Origin of the sequence: Nocardioides islandensis (assembly GCF_015352455.1) — a bacterium.
GTDB classification, from domain to species: Bacteria; Actinomycetota; Actinomycetes; order Propionibacteriales; family Nocardioidaceae; genus Nocardioides; species Nocardioides islandensis.
On sequence record NZ_JADKPN010000001.1, the window covers coordinates 850,189 to 867,452 of the forward strand.

The window sequence follows — 17,264 nt, forward strand, 5'->3', positions numbered from 1 at the left end:
GTGAAGGGTGAGACCTCGACGCTCGGGCCGGATCTCGATGGTGTTGCCCGGCACCGCTCCGTGGAGTGACCGGAGTCGTCTATGAGCGTGGCTTACGCAGCCAGCCGTCCACGTCGCCTGCCGTCACGGCACGGTGCGTTCCTGGGTGCTGCACATCTCGCTGACGTGAGTCCCCGTTCAGGGGACGGGGGCTCGCGTCCGGCTCACGCTCCTGCCGGTACGGGTCGACGATGAACTGGCTGACGGTGCTCACGCTGCCCGACGGAACCACGGTCGAGCTCCCGATCCCCTCGGCCGACGACGCCGGCGAACCCGAGGAGTATCGCTACCGGATACGGCGCGCTGATGGCGTCATCGAGTTCGCGACCCTGCTGGAGGCGGCCACCCACCTGGTCGGCCGCACCGGTTGACACGCACGGGAAGGGGCCGAGGCCCCTCCTTGCGCCACACGATCCGCGCTCTCAGGATGAGGGTCGTGCCCCGATCCAGGATCGTGATCCCGGGTGCCGCGTACGCCGCCCTCGCCATCGCCGACAGCGTCGCTGCCGGCACGAGCACCAGTGCGGCGGCCCGACGGCTGCGGTACGTCATCAAGCCGGCCCTCATGCCGGTGCTGGCGGCCGCCTTCCTCGAGGGGACCAGGGGGCGCACCGCAAGGACGGACGGGAACCTGCTGCGGACGGGGACGGCCGTCGCCCAGGCGTTCTCATGGGGTGGTGACGTGGCGCTGCTCGGCGCCGGCGAGCGCGCGTTCCTGACCGGCGTCGGGTCGTTCTTCGGTGCGCACGTGGCGTACATCGCGGCCTTCCTGTCGGTGCGAGGCCAGCGCAAGGACTACGACGAGGCGGGCCTCAGGCTGGCGGCGGGTCTGTGGCTGACCGCCGCCCCGCTGATGAGCTGGGCGGCCGGACGGAAGGACCCGGCGCTGCGCGGCCCGGTCGCCGCGTACGCGACGATCCTCTGCGGGATGTTCGCGACCTCGCGCGTCCTCGACCCCGGGTTGGGGCAGGGAGCGCGCAGGACGCTGCAGGCCGGCACCGCGCTGTTCGTGCTCTCCGACACCCTGCTCGCGACGCAGAAGTTCCTGCTGACCGAGCCACGCCCCGCCCTGGAGTCGGCCGTGATGGCGACGTACACCGCGGCGCAGGGCCTGATCGCGGCGGGAGTCGCGAGTTCCGCCTAGCAACGATTCGCGACCGGTGGCCGGAGCAGTGGCCAGTCGTCAGGGGCAGGGCGTGGCGAGTCCGGGCAGGACCCGGTGCTCGCCGCGGTGCAGGTAGACCGGTACGCCGCAGATCGTGGCGACGACGCGGTACCTCAGGCTGAGCGTGGCCATCACGAGGTGGTCGGGGTCGAGTCCCCAGGTGTCGAGTGGGAACCACTGCACCACCCAGGTCGGCGCAGTCGCCCCGTTGAGCTGGCGGTTGAGCTCGACCGAGCCCGGGTCGAGGGTCCGCGACGGGAGGCTCCAGAGCTGGTCGGTGCCGGGCCTCAGGTGGGCCACGAGCAGCAGGTCGGCGTTGCCGTAGAGGACGGTGCCCGTGTCGCCGGGGCGGGCGGCCCCGCGCAGCCAGGTGCCCACGACCTCCGTGCGGTCGGGCTTCGCGTCGCGCACGCGCGCGCTGCCCGCCTGGAGCCCGGCGGACACCACGGCCGAGGCGACCGTGAAGGCCAGGGCGGTCGCGCCGAGCCGACGCGCCCACGTGCCGCGGGTCGCGGTGACCGCCGTGATCATCACGGCGCCCGGCACCAGGCCGACCAGGTAGTGCGACCACCAGCTGCCGCCGCCGACGATCCCGGCGACCTCCCAGGCGACCATGGCGCCGGTCGCGACGACCAGCGGGTCGCGACCGCGCAGCGGGCGCCACAAGGTCGCCCCACCGACGAGGACCACCACACCGATGCCCGAGATGACGGCCAGCCAGCCGAGGGACAGCCGACGGGCGTCGTTCGCGGGCGACGGCACGCTGCCGATCGCGTGCGAGGCGTCGAACCGGAACGCGTAGAGCGTGTCCCACAGCTGGACGAGACCCGGACCGTCGGTGACGGCCCACAAGAGGGTGAGGCCGATCGGCACGAGCGCGCCGACCAGGCCGAGGGCCAGCACCCGGCGTGAGCGCGCCCAGGGCCAGCGGCCCGCGAGGGCGGCCGCCAGCGCCAGGGTGGCCCCGAACACCAGGGCGTCCATGAGGTTCTGCTTCACCAGCATCGCGCCGGCGCCGGCGGCACCCGCGAGCAGGACGAGGAAGGTACGTCGAGCGCGGAGCGGGCGGCGTACGGGCGGGCGCACCCCCGCCAGCAGGGACGCCACCGACAGCATGGTCAGCGGGGCGCCGAGCAGCTCGGCGTTGATCTCGGTGGTGCCGATCATCGGGTTGGCGACGAGCACCGCTGCGACGAGCGCGGCCCAGGCGGTGCCGCGACGACCGGCCAGCGTGTGGCCGACCCAGCCGGCCGCGGCCACCACGACCGCGACGGCGACCAGCCCCATCACGCGCGCGGCCTCGATGCCGCCGAGCACGTTGGCGACCTGCCAGAAGACGACCAGCAGCGGCGGGCGGTCGACGAAGAGGGTGCCGTACAGGTTGCCGCCGCCCTCGTGCCGGTTCTGGGCGACCAGCAGCAGGCCCGCCTCGTCGGGGAACGCCAGGCTGTGCAGGAACGGCAGCCGCAGCAGCACGGCGAGCCCGACGGCCAGCGCCACGATCCCCGTCGGTGTCCGCAGCGCCCTGCCGAGGCGCCTCAGCCCACCCATGCCGGCCACGCTACGCGGCGGACATGAAACCGACCTGAACGCCGGCCCTATGCTCCACCGGTGAGCTGGTTCGGGAGTCCGGGCGAGGCAGGAGAGCGGCTGGGTGAGGCCGGGTACCTCGCCGACGGACCCACCGCGACGACCGCGTTCCTGGTCGGGGCGCTGGAGAAGCCGCTGCTGGTCGAAGGACCGGCGGGCGTCGGGAAGACCGAGCTGGCCAAGGCCGTGGCCCGGGCGACCGGGGCGGGACTGGTCCGGCTGCAGTGCTACGAGGGGCTGGACGAGGCGCGGGCGCTGTACGAGTGGAACTACAAGAAGCAGTTGCTCCGCATCCAGGCCGAACAAGGTGACGCGTCCTGGCAGGAGACCCAGGACGAGATCTTCACCGAGGAGTTCCTGCTCACCCGGCCGCTGCTGACCGCCATCCGCCGCGACGAGCCGACGGTGCTGCTGGTCGACGAGGTCGACAAGGCCGACGTCGAGGTCGAGGGGCTGCTGCTCGAGGTGCTGTCGGACTTCCAGGTGACCATCCCCGAGCTCGGCACGATGACAGCGGTACGCCGCCCGTACGTCGTGCTCACCTCGAACGCCACCCGCGAGCTGTCCGAGGCCCTCAAGCGGCGCTGTCTGTACCTCCACCTCGACTACCCCTCGGCCGAGCGCGAGCGGGCGATCGTCACCGCACAGGTACCGGACCTCGACGACCGCGTGGCCGGGCAGGTCGTCGCCACCGTCGGCCGGCTGCGCGAGCTCGACCTCAAGAAGTCACCGTCGATCGCGGAGTCCGTCGACTGGGCGCGCACCCTCGTCGCGCTGGCGATCCACGACCTCGACGACGCCGCCATCGACGAGACCCTCGGCGTGGTGCTCAAGCACGCGTCCGACCAGGCCAAGGCGGTCCGCGAGCTCAAGCTGCGGAGCTGAGCGTGAGCGGCCTGGTCGACCGGCACGTCGGCTTCCTGCACGCGCTGCGCGCGGCCGGCGTCCCGGTCTCCCTCGCCGAGGGCGTCGACGCGGTGTCGGCGCTCTCCGCGCTGCGGTGGGACGACCGGGAGACGGTGCGAACGGCGTACGCCGCCACCCTGGTGAAGCGGCACGGGCACCGGCCGACCTTCGACACGCTCTTCGACCTGTACTTCCCGCGGCTCGTGGGCGCCGGCGCTGAGGCCGAGGCAGGCGACGAGGAACCGACGGCGCGCGACGACCCCGCCGCACGCGCTGCCCTCCGGGAGACCCTCCTCGACGCCCTCGTGACCGGGGACCTCGACGAGGAGCAACGGCTCGCGGTCGAGGCGGTCGGGCGGTTCGGCGCGATGCCGGGTCGTGGGCAGGGGCTGTCGAGCTGGTCGGCGTACACGGCCCTGCGCCGGCTCTCACCCGATGACCTGATCGCGCGCATCGTGGCCGCGTTGACGGGGGACGGGCTGACCGAGGAGGAGGCCGAACGCATCGCAGCCCGCCGGGTCGGGGCGTTCACCGCGCGCGTCGAGGCCGAGGCACGTCGCCGGATCGCCGAGGAGAAGGGCCCCGACCACGTCGCGAACGTCGCGGTACGGCCGAGCATCGACCGGCTCGACTTCACCGCTGCCAAGCGTGCGGACCTCGAGCAGATGCGCCGGGAGATCCAGCCGCTGGCCCGTCGCCTGGCCAGCCGGCTGGCGCGCGAGCAGCACGCGCGGCGACGCGGACCGCTGGACTTCCGGCGTACCGTCCGCGCCTCCGTCTCCACCGGCGGCGTGCCGCTGACGACGTACCACCGCCCCAAGCGCCCGCACCGGACCGAGCTGGTCGTGCTCTGCGACGTGAGCGGATCGGTGGCGTCGTTCGCGCGGTTCACGCTGATGCTGGTGTACGCGCTGCGCGAGCAGTTCCAGCAGGTGCGGGCGTTCACGTTCGTCGACCAGGTGCACGAGGTGACGCGGCTGTTCGTGCCGGGCGCCGACCCGGGCGACGTGATGGCGGACCTGGCCGCGAGCACCGAGCACGCCGCGCGGTGGGGGCGGACGCACTACGGCCGCGCGTTCACCGACTTCGCTGAGTCGTTCCCGCACGCGCTCGGGCCGAAGAGCTCGCTGCTCGTGCTCGGCGACGCCCGGTCCAACAACAGCTATCTCGCCGAGGACGTGCTGCGCGACCTGGTCTCCCGCTCACGGCACGCCCACTGGCTGAACCCCGAGCACCGCCGTCACTGGGACACCGGCGACAGCGCGGCGTCGGTGTACGCCGGCATCATGCCGATGGCCGAGTGCCGCAACCTGACCCAGCTCGGCCAGTTCGTGCACGACCTCGTCTGAGGCGGCGCGTGGCGTCAGGAGTAGCGGTGGCTCTTGGCGCTGTGCCCGCGCTCGCGGGTGCACGTCCGCCCGCTCATGTTGCGGTGACCGCACAGCTCGTCGTCGGCGACCGGCTCGGGCGTCGTCTCGTCATCGCTCACCACCCGGAGCGGCGCCACGGGTGGCGCCAGGGCGGGCCTGGTGGCCGGGGTCCCCTTCGCGCGCGCGGCCGCGGCTTCGTACCTCGCCTCGCGCATGGCCCGCAGGTTGTCCATCTTGCTCATCGTCGGCTCACGTCGAGGACCCTACGGGTCGGCGCCGACAGGGTGGGGAGGGTGCGGGGTGTCGGGGTGCTGTACGGGTGCGATCGCGCGGTTACTGCAGGTTTTGTGACCGGGAATCTGCTGTACGGGTGCGATCGCGCGGTTACTGCAGACTTTCTGACCGGAAACCTGCAGTACGGGTGCGATCGCGCGGTTACTGCAGATTCTCTGACCGGAAACCTGCAGTACGGGTGCGATCGCGCGGTTACTGCAGATTCTCTGACCGGAAACCTGCAATACGGGCGCGATCGCGCGATTTCCGGCACCCCCACACCATCGACGCAACAGCCGCAGAAGAGTCAGGGTGCGGTCGCCCGCTGCCACGCCAGCACGATCACCACGACGGCGAAGACCGGGACGAGCAGCGTCCAGGCGGTGGCCAGGACGCCGGCCGCCCCGCCGACCGTGACCAGCCAGGCCGAGAGCCGGGGCCGGCGGCGCAGCGCTTGGCCGGCGAGCACCGTCGTACCTCCCCCGACCAGGGAGCCGAACCAGAACGCCAACCCGCCGTCGCCGCTGGTCAGCACGCGGATGGTCTCGGCGACGCCGAGACCGACGTAGAGCAGGCCGAGCACGATCACCGAGATGTCGGTGACCCGGTCGAGGCCCACGCCTCACGGTAGGACCGGGAACAGGCGCCCGGCCAGGGGCGTCTAGCCCTGCTCGTCGAGCTCGCGGATCCGGTCGGCCATCGAGCGCATCACCTGGATGGCGAACATCGGCGTCTCGTGGACGAGGTACAGGAAGGTCTTCTCGTCGATGACCGCGAGCACCGAGTCCTCGGTCGCGACCGCGCTGAGGCTCCGGGGAGCGTCGCTGATGATGGCCATCTCGCCGAAGGTGTCACCCTCGCCGAGCCCGGTGAGGATGCGGTCGCCCTTGCGCAGCTCGATGGAGCCCGAGATCACGCCGAACATCTCCGGGCCGCGGTCGCCCTCGGCGAACACGGTCTCGCCTGCCTTCGCCTCCCGCTGCTCCCTGGCGTTGACGAAGACAGCCCTGATGCCCATGTGCGGATCGTGCCACGGCAGCGTCGCGGCGGGCAGCCCGCAGGCGTGCGTTGTCACCAAAGGTTCACCGACCGGCCACCTCGGGTGCGGGTCAGCCGGCGAGGTACCCCAGTCCCTGGATGCGCGTGATCTCGGCCCGCAGGTCTTCGTTGTCGGCGCGGTCGGCGGCGCGGCCGCCGAGGACGTACGCCGGCGCCTCGCCGCCCCCGTCCGGCTGGCCGGCGTCGAACACCACGACCAGCCGGTTGGTGGCGCCCGCGCTGATCAGCGAGCCGAGCAGCGCGACCGGGTCGGCGCGGTCCTCGAGGGAGAGCATCCGGGTGCCCTCGGGCAGGGTCGGCACCTGGGCCGACGGGGCGCCCGCGGTGACGACCTGGTCGACCGTGAACGACGCCGAGCGGGCCTCCGCGGCGATCTCGGCCGCGGCCACGCCACCCGACGCGGAGCCGACCAGCATCACCGTGGCGCCATCGGTGTCGCCGACCGCGGCCTCGATCGCGGCGACGGCCCGGGCGGCGTACGACGACGGGTCGCCGCCGACCAGCCGCAGCCGGCGGCCGTGGGTCGGGCCGTCGGGCCCGGGCAGGTAGGCGATGAACCGGGTCTCCCCGACACGGTGGACGGTCACCTTCGCGGTCTGGGACAGGTTGGTCAACAGCTCCTCGAGCGAACGCGGCGCGGACGGCGAACCCGGGATGACGGCCGCCTCGGCGGCCTCGGGCCCGGCTGCGACGACCGGCCCCGCCACGTCGCGGACGGCCGCGGTGGTGATGCCCGCGAAGGGCTCGACGCCGATCGCCCGCAGCCCACCGGCCGCCGCCATCCGGCCGCGGTCACCGGCCAGCAGGCTCGAGGTGAGCAGCGAACGCAGCTGGAGTGCCTCGACCAGACCACCGCCGCCGCTGGTCACGTGGTCCATCAGCTCGGGGTTGGCCTCGGCGAGCTCGTTGAGGTAGTCGGCGATGCCGTCGCGCTCCAGCGCGTCGGTCTCGATCAGCCCGGCCGAGACGATGGCGCCCCCGAGGGCGACGCTGGGCGCCAGGTAGCCGATCGCACGGCCGGCGATCGAGCCGAGCGTCTGGTACGCCAGCTCCTGCAGCTCGTCGATCCAGCGGTAGGTGAGCACGGTGGCGCGGACGACCAGCGCGTCGGCATCCAGCTCGATCGAACGCGTCAGCAGGCCGTGGGTGCCGGTGGTCGCCGACCGGATGTCCTCGGCGGCCACGTCGTACGTCGCCTTCGACAGCTCACTGGAGTCGGCGACGGCCTCGTCGCGCAGGATCTCGGCGCCGAGCTTGGAGCGCGCCCGCATCTCCTGTCCGGAGGAGTCGAAGAGGTCGGCCAGCCGCAGCATGCGGTCGTACTTGTCGAGGTCCGGCCGCTCGGTCATGCCGACACCTCCGCGATCAGGGGGGCGACCGCCGGCGCGAGGTCGCTGGCGTCGACGGCGCGGATCCGCACCAGCGGCGCGTTGCCGGCGCCGGTGCGGGTCTCCAGGGCGTGCCACCCGTCGGACAGCAGCAGCCAGGAGAGCACGCCGACCGTCCGGGGCGTGCCGCCGGCCACGTGCGCGACGAGCGCGCGCAGGCGGCCGCGGGACTCGCGGCTCAGGGTCTGGAGCAGGCCGGCGACGTCGGCGTCGGGCACCGGCCGGTCGCCCTCGACCACGGCACCGGCGTGGTGGTCGGCCAGCACCGGCACCAGGTCGCCGCGGCCGCTGTGCAGCGCCTCGCCGGCCGCGTCCAGCAGCTCGAAGGGCACGTCCACCTCGGCCGGCACGCCGCTGGCCCGCATGGGCAGGTCGCTCGGCAGCGTCGCCACGCGGGACATCTCGTCCCCCCACTGCGACGGGGCGAGCCAGGCGATCTCGAACACGATGCCGTCGGCGGTCGACAGCGTCGCCACGCCGTGCTCGGACCGGCGGTGCCAGGCCTTGACCTGCACTCCCTCCACGACCACGTCGATGTCGACGGCGGTGGTGGGAGTCGCGAGCAGGCCGATCGCCCCGGCGAGCGCCGGGTCGAGGCGGCCGTCGACGAGCAGACCGCGTCGCTGCAGGGAGCCGCCCGGCTCGTGGAGCGCGTCCACGGCCGCGGCGTACGCCGCCTCCTCGCTGCTGCCGCGGGTCTGACCCAGCCGGTCCTCGAGCGGGTTGGTCGTCGTCGGGGCGGCGGGCTCGAAGGGGAGCGGGGCACCCCCCGCGTGCTCGGCCGCCAGCCGCAGCTCGGGCAGCGTCAGCGGCAGGCGTCGGGGGAGTCCGTCGAGGGTGGTGACGGGCGGGACGGGTGGGGCGCCGAGGTCGACGGTGACCATCACAGACCCGGTAGCTCGACGGAGAGCCAGTCCTTGTGACCGGACGGCGGCGGGGAGAAGCCGGCGGGAGCGTGGCCCTCGGCGACCAGGGAGGAGACCTTCCGCTCGATGTCGCTGATCGACTCGCCGAGCCGGTCGCACTCGGCCAGGTGCTTCTCCAGGCTGGCGGCGGCGGTGTCGTGGGCGTGGGCGGCCTCGCGCAGGTGGGCGGCACGGTCACGCACCCGCTCGCGCATGGCGTCGGCGGCCCGACCGGTCCAGCCGCTCTCGTGGGCGACCTCGTCGCTCTGGGTGACCAGCTGCTCGGCCATGGCGCGGATGTCCTCGCCCTGCTCGCGCAGCTGGGCGGCGCGCTTGCGCATCACCAAGGTGTCGCCGTACATCCCACTCCCTCGAGCCACTGAGTCTGCGCCGTTGAGCTGGTTGGCTCCTTCCCCCGAGACGTGCCCGCCAAACCCTTGCCGTCCGCTACGGAACGCGGGTGATCCGGAAGACCTGGCTGGTCACCTCCTGCCCGTCCGCGGGCCCGACGAAACCCTGCTCGGCCAAGTCGGCCAGCTGGTCCCGGATCGAGGGGTCGTCGCTGGCCTCCACCGCGCCGGCCCCGGCGACGTAGGAGTCCAGCCCGTGGCTGCGGTCGAGGGTCGTCTCGTGGTCGTCGAACCGCACCGTCACCTGCTCCGCGGAGTCCGCGTTGTCGGCGCCGTCGAGCAGGGGGACGACGTCGCCGTGGTTCTCCAGGGACAGGACGTGGGTGCCCGACGGGAAGCCGTCGACGTACGCCGTCGGGGAGCCGGCGGTGACCACCGTCGTGACGTGGTACGGCGATCCCTGCGACAGGATCGCGGCCGCTTCCATGCCGCCCTGCGAGTGCCCGACGAGGGCCACCGGTTCGTCCGGCCGGATGCCCGCCTGCTGCATCGCGTCGAGGATGCCGTGCTGGTAGGCGTTGTCCTGGCCGCTGACGAGCAGCAGGTTGGTGCCGAGGTCGCGGACGTCGCCGTCCTGGCTCCACGGCGTCGTGGTGAGGTCGTCGGTGCCCGGCAGGTAGACCACGTGACGCACCGAGCCGTCGGCGGACCGGATCGTCTGGATCTCGATCGTGCCGTTGTTCTCGGGGTGGTCGACGGACGAGAGGGCGTTGACGGTGCTCAGGTGCTGCAGCAGCGCGCTCAGGTCGGCCGGACGCGTGTCCGAACCTGGCACCGAGAGGGTCGTCGGCGTGGTGTGCGCGTGGCCGTCGGCGTACAGGCCGGCCAGCAGCGCCGCCGCCGACTCGGTGTCGGGAGCGGCCAGGTGGCCGAGCGGCACCAGTCCGTCCCAGAGGCCCTCGAGCAGGCCGCCGCTGCCGTTGACGACGTGCTGCACGGCCTCGGGATGGGCGACCAGCCACGTCTGCAGCTCGTCGAGGGTCGCGTCCTCGAGCCGGCCCTTCGCGTCGTCGGGCAGCTGGGACCAGATCAGGAAGAACGTGCCGCCCAGGACCAGCCCGGGCACCGCGAGCTCGGGGACCGAGGCGCCGACGGCGTAGCCGACGACGTACCCCAGGTCGTGGTCGAGCCGGTCGATCGCCCGCGCCACCAGCTCGTCGGTCAGCAGGGTCGCCCGCACCGCGACCCGGATCGTCACCGCGTCGGTCTCCCACACCACCGACGCGACCAGCACGCCCTCGGGGCCGCTGGTCGCGGCCAGCACCGCCGCCTCGGCCTCGGCGAACGTGACCGGCGAGAGCAGTGCGGACTCGAGGAGGTCGCCGTCGAGCAGGACGGCGCCGTCGTCGGCCGCCCACGCGCGCATCCGGTCGCCGGCGTCGTCGTAGTCGTCGGCCAGGCCGAGGGCGTGGTCGTAGGCGACCGTCAGGCCGTGCGAGCCGCCGGTGACGTCGAGGAGGGGTGGCGGCTCGCTCATCGCCGTCCTCTCACCAGGGTCACCAGGGACGCCACCTCTTCACCCAGCCGCAGCGGCATCGCCGGGACGAGTCGTACGACGGGCCGGCCTGCGCGACGTACCGGGGTCAGCGAGCGCCACCCGTCGCCGAAGAGCAGCCAGCTCGTCCAGCCAGCCCGCGAGCTTCCGCCGTCCCGGGCGGCGACCGTCGCGAGCAGGCGGCCGGCTACGGCGGTGTGCAGCCGCACCAGCTGTGCCCGCAGCCCCGCCGGGTCGGCGGTCCCGGACCGGCGGACGAGCTCGTCGAGGATGTCCGGCCGGCCCGCGCGGATCGCCTCGCCGGCGCCGAGGAGCACGTCCAGAGGCACGTCGGCGCACGCGCCCGGAGGCTCGGGAGCACCGGCCGGCGCCGGCACCCTCGCCGCGCGGGCGAGCTCGGTCTGCCAGTGCTCCACGCCGTACGCCGCCAGCTCGACGCGTCCACCGGCCCACGCGGTCGAGGCGACCCGGTCGCCGAGCAGGGCGTGCCGGCAGCGCAGCCGGGCCCACCCCGGCCGCCCGTCGGGCCGGGCCGCGGTGAGGTCGACCTCGACTACCACGTCCGGTGACCGCAACGGCTCCAGACGCGGGTCGGCGGCGACCAGCGCCTCGACGGCGTGGACCCCGACGACCCGGCGCAGTGGCAGCCGGCCCGCGTCGAGCGCGCGCTGCTCGAGATCCACGGTGGTCACAGGCCGGGCACCTCGACGTGCAGCCAGCCCAGGTGGCCCGGCGCCGGCGGGTCGAAGTGCCGCAGCCAGGTCGAGGCCCATCCCTCGGCGGCATCGAGCAGGCGGCGTGCTCGTCGCTCGATCTCGTCGATGAGGTGCTTGAGATGGTCCACCTCGCGGGCGTGCCGGTCGAGGGCGTCGGCCGCGTCCTCGTGCCGGCTCGCCGAACGACGCAGGGCCACCGCTCGCTCGCGGACCCGCTCCCGCAGCGCGTCCCCGGCCTGTCCCAGCCAGCCGATCGCGTCGGTGCGCGCGACCAGGCGGTCGGCCTCGGCCCGGATCTCCTCGGCGCGCTCGCGCAGCTCGGCCGCGCGTCGCCGGATCGCCGTCGTGTCGCCGTACATGGGACCTCCCGAGATGTCGTGGGAGGAGCGTGCCCGGGGCGGCACCCACCAAACTCGGGACGAATTGCCCTGTGAAGAAACCTGGCGCCCGGGCGACCATGGCGGGACATTTCTCGAGGGGGAGGGAACCCATGTCGCTCGTCTCGCACGCTCGCCGCCTGCTCGCCACCGCGACCGTCGTCGCCCTGGCCGCCATGCCGGTCGTCGCCGCCCCGGCCGACGCCGGCCGGCCGCAGCACCGGCCGGGCAAGCCCGTGACCGTGATGACGCGCAACCTGTACCTCGGCGCCGACATCAACCGGCCGGTGAACGCCGCCCTGGCCGCCCAGCAGGCCGGCGGGACGCCGCAGCAGGTGCTCGTCGCGCTCGCCAACGCCACGCACGTGACGCGCGCGATCGTGGACCACACCGACTTCCGCGTCCGCGCGGGCCTGCTGGCCGACGAGATCGTGGCCACCGAGCCGGACCTGGTGGGCCTCCAGGAGGTGGCCTGGTGGCGGCACGGCGTGCTCCAGCTCGACCAGGTCGGGGTGGCGAACGCCGACGTCACCGACTACGACTTCCTCCAGCTGCTCCTCGACGCCCTCGCGGCCCGGGGCGTGACCTACGAGCCGGTGAGCATCGCCCCGCGAGCGGACGTCGAGGCGCCGAGCTTCACCGGCACCGGCAGCCCCGACGCCCGTGATGTCCGGCTGACGATGCGGGACGTGGTGCTGATGCACGTCGAGGACGGGCTGTCGGCCGTGGACGACGGCCAGGCGGTGTACGCCGTCAACCTGGCGGTCCCACTGCTGGGACGCACGATCTCCTTCGACCGCGGCTACCAGTGGGTCGACGTGCGGTCGGGCGCCACGCGGTTCCGCTTCGTGAACACCCACCTGGAGGCCTTCAGCTCCGACATCGCCCGTGCCCAGGCCGCCCAGCTGCTGGCCCAGGCTCCCGCCACGGACCGCACCACGGTGTTCGTGTGCGACTGCAACTCAGACCCGCTCAACGGCAAGGTGAAGACGTCCATCGGCGACACCCAGCCGCACTGGGCGGCGTACCGGCTGATCACCGGCACCGGCGGGTTCACCGACGAGTGGCTGCAGTGGGCGCCGGCCGAGCAGGGCTGGACCTCGGGGTTGTCGGAGACGGTCGACGACCCGACCGGAGTGCGCTTCGACCACCGCATCGACATGGTGTTCGGGCGTACGGCGGACGGCGGCCCGCTCGCCGTCGACCGCGGGCGCGTGACCGGCACGACCGTCGCCAGCAAGGACCCGGCCACGGGCCTGTGGCCGTCCGACCACGGAGGCGTGGTGCTTCGCCTGCGCGGTCTCTGAGTCTCGTCCACGGCCCGCCGGACGCGCGTCCGGCGGCCCGTGGCGTCGCTAGACTCCCGGTTCAGCCGCCCGGGAGAGGGGTGACTCGTGTCGTTCGACGTCCACCAGCTCGATCTCTTCCTGCTGGTGGGTTCGGCCGTCACCATCCTCGCGATCCTCGCCGTGCGGATCTCGTCGCGCTCGGGTCTGCCCAGCCTGCTGGTGTACCTGCTGATGGGCGTGGCCCTCGGCGAGGCCGGCCTCGGCGTCCAGTTCGAGGACGCGGACGTCGCGCAGGCGCTGGGGTTCGCGGCCCTGGCGGTGATCCTGGCCGAGGGCGGTCTGACCACGAGCTGGCGCACCGCCCGCCCGTCGATGCGGATCGGCCTGTCGCTGGCCACGATCGGCGTCGCGGTCTCCGTGGCCGTGGTGGCGGTCGGGGCCCACTACCTGCTCGGGCTGTCGTGGGAGGTGTCCGTGCTGCTCGGCGCGGTCACCTCGCCGACCGACGCGGCGGCGGTCTTCTCCGTGCTTCGCGTGGTCCCGCTCAGCCGCCGGCTGTCCGGCGCCCTCGAGTCGGAGTCCGGGCTGAACGACGCCCCGACGGTCGTGCTGGTCACGCTGATCTCCACCGAGGCGTTCAGCGAGCACGGGCTGTTCCTGACTGGCGCGCTGATCGTCTACGAGCTGGTCGCCGGCGTCGGTCTCGGCCTGGTGCTCGGGTTCGCCGGCGCCTGGCTGATGCGCCGGGCCGCCCTGCCGTCGTCCGGCCTCTACCCACTCCTCGTGCTGACCCTGGCCTTCCTGTCCTACGGTGCCGCCGCCTTCGCGCACGCCTCGCCGTTCGCCGCGGTGTACGTCGCCGCGCTGGTGCTCGGGAACTCCGAGCTGCCGCACCGCGGTGCCGTCCGCTCCTTCGCCGAGGGCGTCGCCTGGCTGGCCCAGATCGGGCTGTTCGTCATGCTCGGCCTGCTGCTCTCCCCGGGCCGCATCCACTGGGACACCGTCGGGATGGCGCTCGTCGCGGGGCTGGTGCTGACCTTCGTCGCGCGACCCGTGTCGGTGTTCGCGAGCTCGGTGGTGCAGCCGATGCCCTGGCGGGAGCTGGGCTTCCTGTCGTGGGCCGGGCTGCGGGGCGCGGTGCCGATCGTGCTGATGACCATCCCGCTGGCCGAGGGCGTGGTCGGCTCGCCGCAGCTGTTCGACGTGGTGTTCGTGATGGTCGTCATCTACACGCTGCTGACCGGACCGACCCTGCCGCTGGTCGCGCGGTTGTTGGGCGTGGAGGAGCGTCACGAGCCCCGCGACCTGGACCTCGAGGCGGCACCACTGGAGCGGATCGCCGCCGACCTGCTCCAGGTCACCATCACCCCGGCGTCCCGGCTGCACGGCGTCGAGGTCGGCGAGCTCCGGCTGCCCGTCGGCGCCTCGGTCTCCATGCTGATCCGCGACGGGGAGCCCCTCGTCCCCGAGCGGCGTACGGTCATCAAGCGCGGCGACGACATGCTCGTGGTGACGCCGCGGCGGCTGCGCGAGGCCACCGAGCGGCGGCTGCGCGACGTGTCCCTCGGTGGACGGCTCGCGCGCTGGCTGCCCGACGAGAGCTAAGCGTCGGGCGGGGAGCAGATCGTCGTGTCCTCGTGGACGGTCACCGAGCGCTTGCCGGGCGTCAGCTCCTCGAACGAGTTGCCGACGACGACCACGACCCCCACCCCGGTCACGTCGCGGCGTACCACCTCGGCGTCCGGGCCGAGCCGCGTCTGCACCAGGCGTACGTCGGGCCGCGTGGGGTCGTCGGTCCAGATCTGCGCGTTCTCGACCTCGCTGCCCTTGGGGGCGTTGCCGATGTCGCCACGGCCGAAGCCCTGATCGGCGAACAGCCCGAGGGTCCGGTCGGCGAGGCCGGCGCGGGTGCCGGCGTTCAGGACGCTCACCGTCACCTGGCTCGCCCGCACGCGACTGCCGGCGGTGAGGGTGGTCATCTGGCACTTGCCGACCTCCTCCTTGCCGGGGAGGGGGTCGCTGATCGCCGACCAGCCCCACACGCCGCCGAGGAGCAGCATCCCGGCCAGGACCACCAGCGTGATGACCGTCTTGACGTGGATGTTCATGCCCGTGCCCTGGCCATTTCCCGACGTGCGCGTCAGCCGGCGACGGCGTGGACGCGGGCGTGCAGGACGTTGCGCTGCTGCAGGGCCGCCCGGAGCGCCCGGTGGAGCCCGTCCTCGAGGTAGTACTCGCCCCGCCACTCCACGACGTGCGCGAACAGGTCGCCGTAGAACGTGGAGTCCTCGTCCAGCAGCGCCGCCAGCTGCAACGTGTCCTTGGTCGTGACCAGCTCGTCGAGGCGCACCTGGCGCGGCGGGACGGCGGCCCAGCCGCCGGCCGTCATCCCGTGGTCGGGGTACGGCCTCCCGTCTCCCACGCGCTTGAAGATCACGCGGTGAGTGTAGGCAACCGTCGGGAAGGAGCGCCTCACCTGTTCAGGGAGGGGTACGCCGGGGCGTGGTTAGTCTTCGCCCCATGAGCACGACGCCGTCCGAACCGTCTGCACAGCCTCCCGCCGAGTCCGGTGCCGCCGCTGCCGCCGCGCCCCCTCCGGCGGAGGCGGCCGCCGCGGCCGTGCCGGCGGAACCCGCGCCGCCTGCCGCGGCCCCCGACCCTGCGTCTGCCCCTGCGGCTCCGGCCGAGCCGGCGGCCGCCGCTCCTTCCGCGGAGCCGGACCCGCTGGTCGACGCGGTCGCGCCGGGGTACGCGTTCGAGGGCGCCGCGCTGGAGCTCGGCGGCCTGATGCGCAACGCCACCGACCTGACCGACGTGCACATCAAGATCCCGCTCGGCATGCTCAACCGGCACGGCCTGGTCGCCGGCGCGACCGGCACGGGCAAGACGAAGACGCTCCAGCTGATGGCCGAGCAGCTCAGCGCCAACGGCGTACCCGTCTTCGCCGCCGACATCAAGGGCGACCTCTCCGGCATGAGCGTCCCCGGCCAGGGCGGCGAGAAGATCGCGTCGCGCGCGGCCTCGGTCGGGCAGGCGTGGGCCGCCACGGCGTTCCCGGTGGAGTACTACGCGCTCGGCGGCCAGGGCACCGGCATCCCGCTGCGCGTCACCATGACGGCGTTCGGGCCGATCCTGCTGTCCAAGGTGCTCGGCCTCAACGAGACGCAGGAGTCCAGCCTCGGGCTGGTGTTCCACTACGCCGACCTCAAGGGCCTGCCGCTGCTCGACCTGGCCGACCTGCGCGCGGTCGTGTCGTGGCTGACCAGCGACGAGGGCAAGCCGGACCTCAAGGACCTCGGCGGCCTGTCGGCCGCGACGGCCGGCGTCATCCTGCGCGAGCTGATCGGGTTCCAGGACCAGGGGGCCGACGCGTTCTTCGGCGAGCCGGAGTTCGAGTCGTCGGAGTTCCTGCAGACGACGGCGGACGGCCGCGGCCTGGTGTCCCTGGTCGAGCTGCCGAACCTCCAGGACCGGCCGGCGATCTTCTCGACGTTCCTGATGTGGCTGCTGGCCGACCTGTTCCACGACCTGCCCGAGGTCGGCGACATCGACAAGCCCAAGCTGGTCTTCTTCTTCGACGAGGCGCACCTGCTGTTCAACGACGCGTCGAAGGCGTTCCTCGACCAGATCGCCCAGACGGTGCGGCTGATCCGCTCGAAGGGCGTCGGTGTCTTCTTCGTGACCCAGTCACCGACCGACGTACCCGACGTCGTCCTCGCCCAGCTCGGCTCCCGCGTCCAGCACCAGCTGCGTGCGCACACGCCGAACGACGCCAAGGCGCTGAAGGCGACGGTCAACACCTACCCCACGTCGGCGTACGACGACCTCGGCGAGGTCATCACCTCGCTGGGCATCGGCGAGGCCGTGGTGACGGTGATGAACGAGCGTGGCGCCCCGACTCCCGTCGCGTGGACGCGGCTGCGCGCCCCCGAGTCGCTGATGGGCGCGGCCGACCCGGCCGCGATGCAGGCGACGGTCACCGCGTCGCCGAGGTACGCCAAGTACGCCACGTCGGTCGACCGCGACTCGGCCCGCGAGATGCTCGCGGTCAAGGTCGAGGAGGGTGCCCGTCGCCAGGCCGAGGAGGACGCGGCGAAGGAGCGGGCCAAGTCGATCCCGAAGCCCACCTCCAGTGGGCGGCGTACCTCGACGCGCACCTCCCGGGGGGACGACGGCGGCATCGTCTCCGACGTCGTGAAGTCCGGCGCGTTCAAGGACTTCATGCGCACGGCCGCCCGCGAGATCGCGCGGGGGATGTTCGGGACGGCGCGACGGCGCTAGA

At 73.2% G+C, this 17,264-nt stretch carries 19 protein-coding genes; 7 read left to right on the top strand and 12 right to left on the bottom strand.

Translation table 11 applies throughout. The features are described 5' to 3' along the window. The first annotated feature begins 230 nt into the window (after positions 1-230). Positions 231-410, top strand: a complete 180-nt coding sequence (locus tag ISU07_RS04130) for a hypothetical protein (RefSeq protein WP_194705434.1) — start codon at positions 231-233, stop codon at positions 408-410. A 65-nt stretch (positions 411-475) separates the two neighbouring features. After that, on the top strand, positions 476-1,183 hold the full coding sequence (locus ISU07_RS04135) for a lysoplasmalogenase (RefSeq protein ID WP_194705435.1): 708 nt from the start codon (positions 476-478) through the stop codon (positions 1,181-1,183). A 39-nt stretch (positions 1,184-1,222) separates the two neighbouring features. On the opposite strand, the gene ISU07_RS04140 is transcribed toward ISU07_RS04135, so the two are convergent. Next, positions 1,223-2,755, bottom strand: coding sequence for a hypothetical protein (locus ISU07_RS04140; RefSeq protein WP_194705436.1), 1,533 nt, complete (start codon positions 2,753-2,755; stop codon positions 1,223-1,225). Between the two features lie 60 nt (positions 2,756-2,815). Here ISU07_RS04140 and ISU07_RS04145 point away from each other — a divergent pair, with 60 nt between their 5' ends. Both ISU07_RS04145 and ISU07_RS04150 read left to right on the top strand, forming a co-directional pair. After that, positions 2,816-3,679: an AAA family ATPase gene (locus ISU07_RS04145; RefSeq protein WP_194705437.1), complete on the top strand. Its 864-nt coding sequence runs from the start codon at positions 2,816-2,818 to the stop codon at positions 3,677-3,679. A 2-nt stretch (positions 3,680-3,681) separates the two neighbouring features. Further along, entirely contained in the window at positions 3,682-5,049 is a 1,368-nt protein-coding gene (locus ISU07_RS04150) for a vWA domain-containing protein (RefSeq protein ID WP_194705438.1), read from the top strand. Between the two features lie 14 nt (positions 5,050-5,063). Here the strand turns inward: ISU07_RS04150 and ISU07_RS04155 are convergent, their stop codons facing one another. The 9 genes from ISU07_RS04155 to ISU07_RS04195 form a co-directional block, all read right to left on the bottom strand. Then, positions 5,064-5,312, bottom strand: coding sequence for a hypothetical protein (locus ISU07_RS04155; protein ID WP_194705439.1), 249 nt, complete (start codon positions 5,310-5,312; stop codon positions 5,064-5,066). Between the two features lie 338 nt (positions 5,313-5,650). Beyond that, positions 5,651-5,962, bottom strand: coding sequence for a hypothetical protein (locus tag ISU07_RS04160; protein WP_194705440.1), 312 nt, complete (start codon positions 5,960-5,962; stop codon positions 5,651-5,653). A 42-nt stretch (positions 5,963-6,004) separates the two neighbouring features. Continuing rightward, positions 6,005-6,361 (bottom strand): Crp/Fnr family transcriptional regulator, encoded by a 357-nt coding sequence (locus tag ISU07_RS04165; protein WP_194705441.1) that lies wholly within the window; start codon positions 6,359-6,361, stop codon positions 6,005-6,007. 91 nt (positions 6,362-6,452) lie between these two features. Further along, positions 6,453-7,751: a hypothetical protein gene (locus tag ISU07_RS04170; RefSeq protein WP_194705442.1), complete on the bottom strand. Its 1,299-nt coding sequence runs from the start codon at positions 7,749-7,751 to the stop codon at positions 6,453-6,455. After that, entirely contained in the window at positions 7,748-8,674 is a 927-nt protein-coding gene (locus ISU07_RS04175) for an ESX secretion-associated protein EspG (protein WP_194705443.1), read from the bottom strand. The genes ISU07_RS04170 and ISU07_RS04175 overlap by 4 nt, the downstream gene beginning before the upstream one ends. After that, positions 8,674-9,057: a hypothetical protein gene (locus ISU07_RS04180; RefSeq protein WP_194705444.1), complete on the bottom strand. Its 384-nt coding sequence runs from the start codon at positions 9,055-9,057 to the stop codon at positions 8,674-8,676. The genes ISU07_RS04175 and ISU07_RS04180 overlap by 1 nt, the downstream gene beginning before the upstream one ends. A gap of 85 nt (positions 9,058-9,142) precedes the next feature. Next, positions 9,143-10,582 (bottom strand): alpha/beta hydrolase family protein, encoded by a 1,440-nt coding sequence (locus tag ISU07_RS04185; RefSeq protein WP_194705445.1) that lies wholly within the window; start codon positions 10,580-10,582, stop codon positions 9,143-9,145. After that, complete coding sequence (locus ISU07_RS04190; protein ID WP_194705446.1) at positions 10,579-11,292, bottom strand: hypothetical protein; 714 nt, start codon at positions 11,290-11,292, stop codon at positions 10,579-10,581. Before ISU07_RS04190 ends, ISU07_RS04185 begins: the two co-directional genes overlap by 4 nt. Further along, positions 11,289-11,675 (bottom strand): putative T7SS-secreted protein, encoded by a 387-nt coding sequence (locus ISU07_RS04195; RefSeq protein WP_194705447.1) that lies wholly within the window; start codon positions 11,673-11,675, stop codon positions 11,289-11,291. Before ISU07_RS04195 ends, ISU07_RS04190 begins: the two co-directional genes overlap by 4 nt. 131 nt (positions 11,676-11,806) lie before the next feature. Between ISU07_RS04195 and ISU07_RS04200 the strand changes: the two genes are divergently transcribed. Continuing rightward, on the top strand, positions 11,807-13,000 hold the full coding sequence (locus ISU07_RS04200) for a hypothetical protein (RefSeq protein WP_194705448.1): 1,194 nt from the start codon (positions 11,807-11,809) through the stop codon (positions 12,998-13,000). An 87-nt stretch (positions 13,001-13,087) separates the two neighbouring features. Then, positions 13,088-14,587, top strand: a complete 1,500-nt coding sequence (locus tag ISU07_RS04205; RefSeq protein ID WP_194705449.1) for a potassium/proton antiporter — start codon at positions 13,088-13,090, stop codon at positions 14,585-14,587. Here the strand turns inward: ISU07_RS04205 and ISU07_RS04210 are convergent. Both ISU07_RS04210 and ISU07_RS04215 read right to left on the bottom strand, forming a co-directional pair. Beyond that, positions 14,584-15,090 carry a LytR C-terminal domain-containing protein gene (locus ISU07_RS04210; protein ID WP_194705450.1) on the bottom strand — a complete coding sequence of 169 codons (507 nt, stop codon included), beginning with the start codon at positions 15,088-15,090 and terminating at the stop codon, positions 14,584-14,586. The genes ISU07_RS04205 and ISU07_RS04210 overlap by 4 nt on opposite strands. A gap of 32 nt (positions 15,091-15,122) precedes the next feature. Further along, positions 15,123-15,419 carry a type II toxin-antitoxin system VapB family antitoxin gene (locus ISU07_RS04215; protein ID WP_194705451.1) on the bottom strand — a complete coding sequence of 99 codons (297 nt, stop codon included), beginning with the start codon at positions 15,417-15,419 and terminating at the stop codon, positions 15,123-15,125. 83 nt (positions 15,420-15,502) lie between these two features. On the opposite strand from ISU07_RS04215, the gene ISU07_RS04220 reads away from it, so the two are divergent. Next, on the top strand, positions 15,503-17,263 hold the full coding sequence (locus ISU07_RS04220) for a helicase HerA-like domain-containing protein (protein WP_194705452.1): 1,761 nt from the start codon (positions 15,503-15,505) through the stop codon (positions 17,261-17,263). Position 17,264 lies beyond the last annotated feature (1 nt).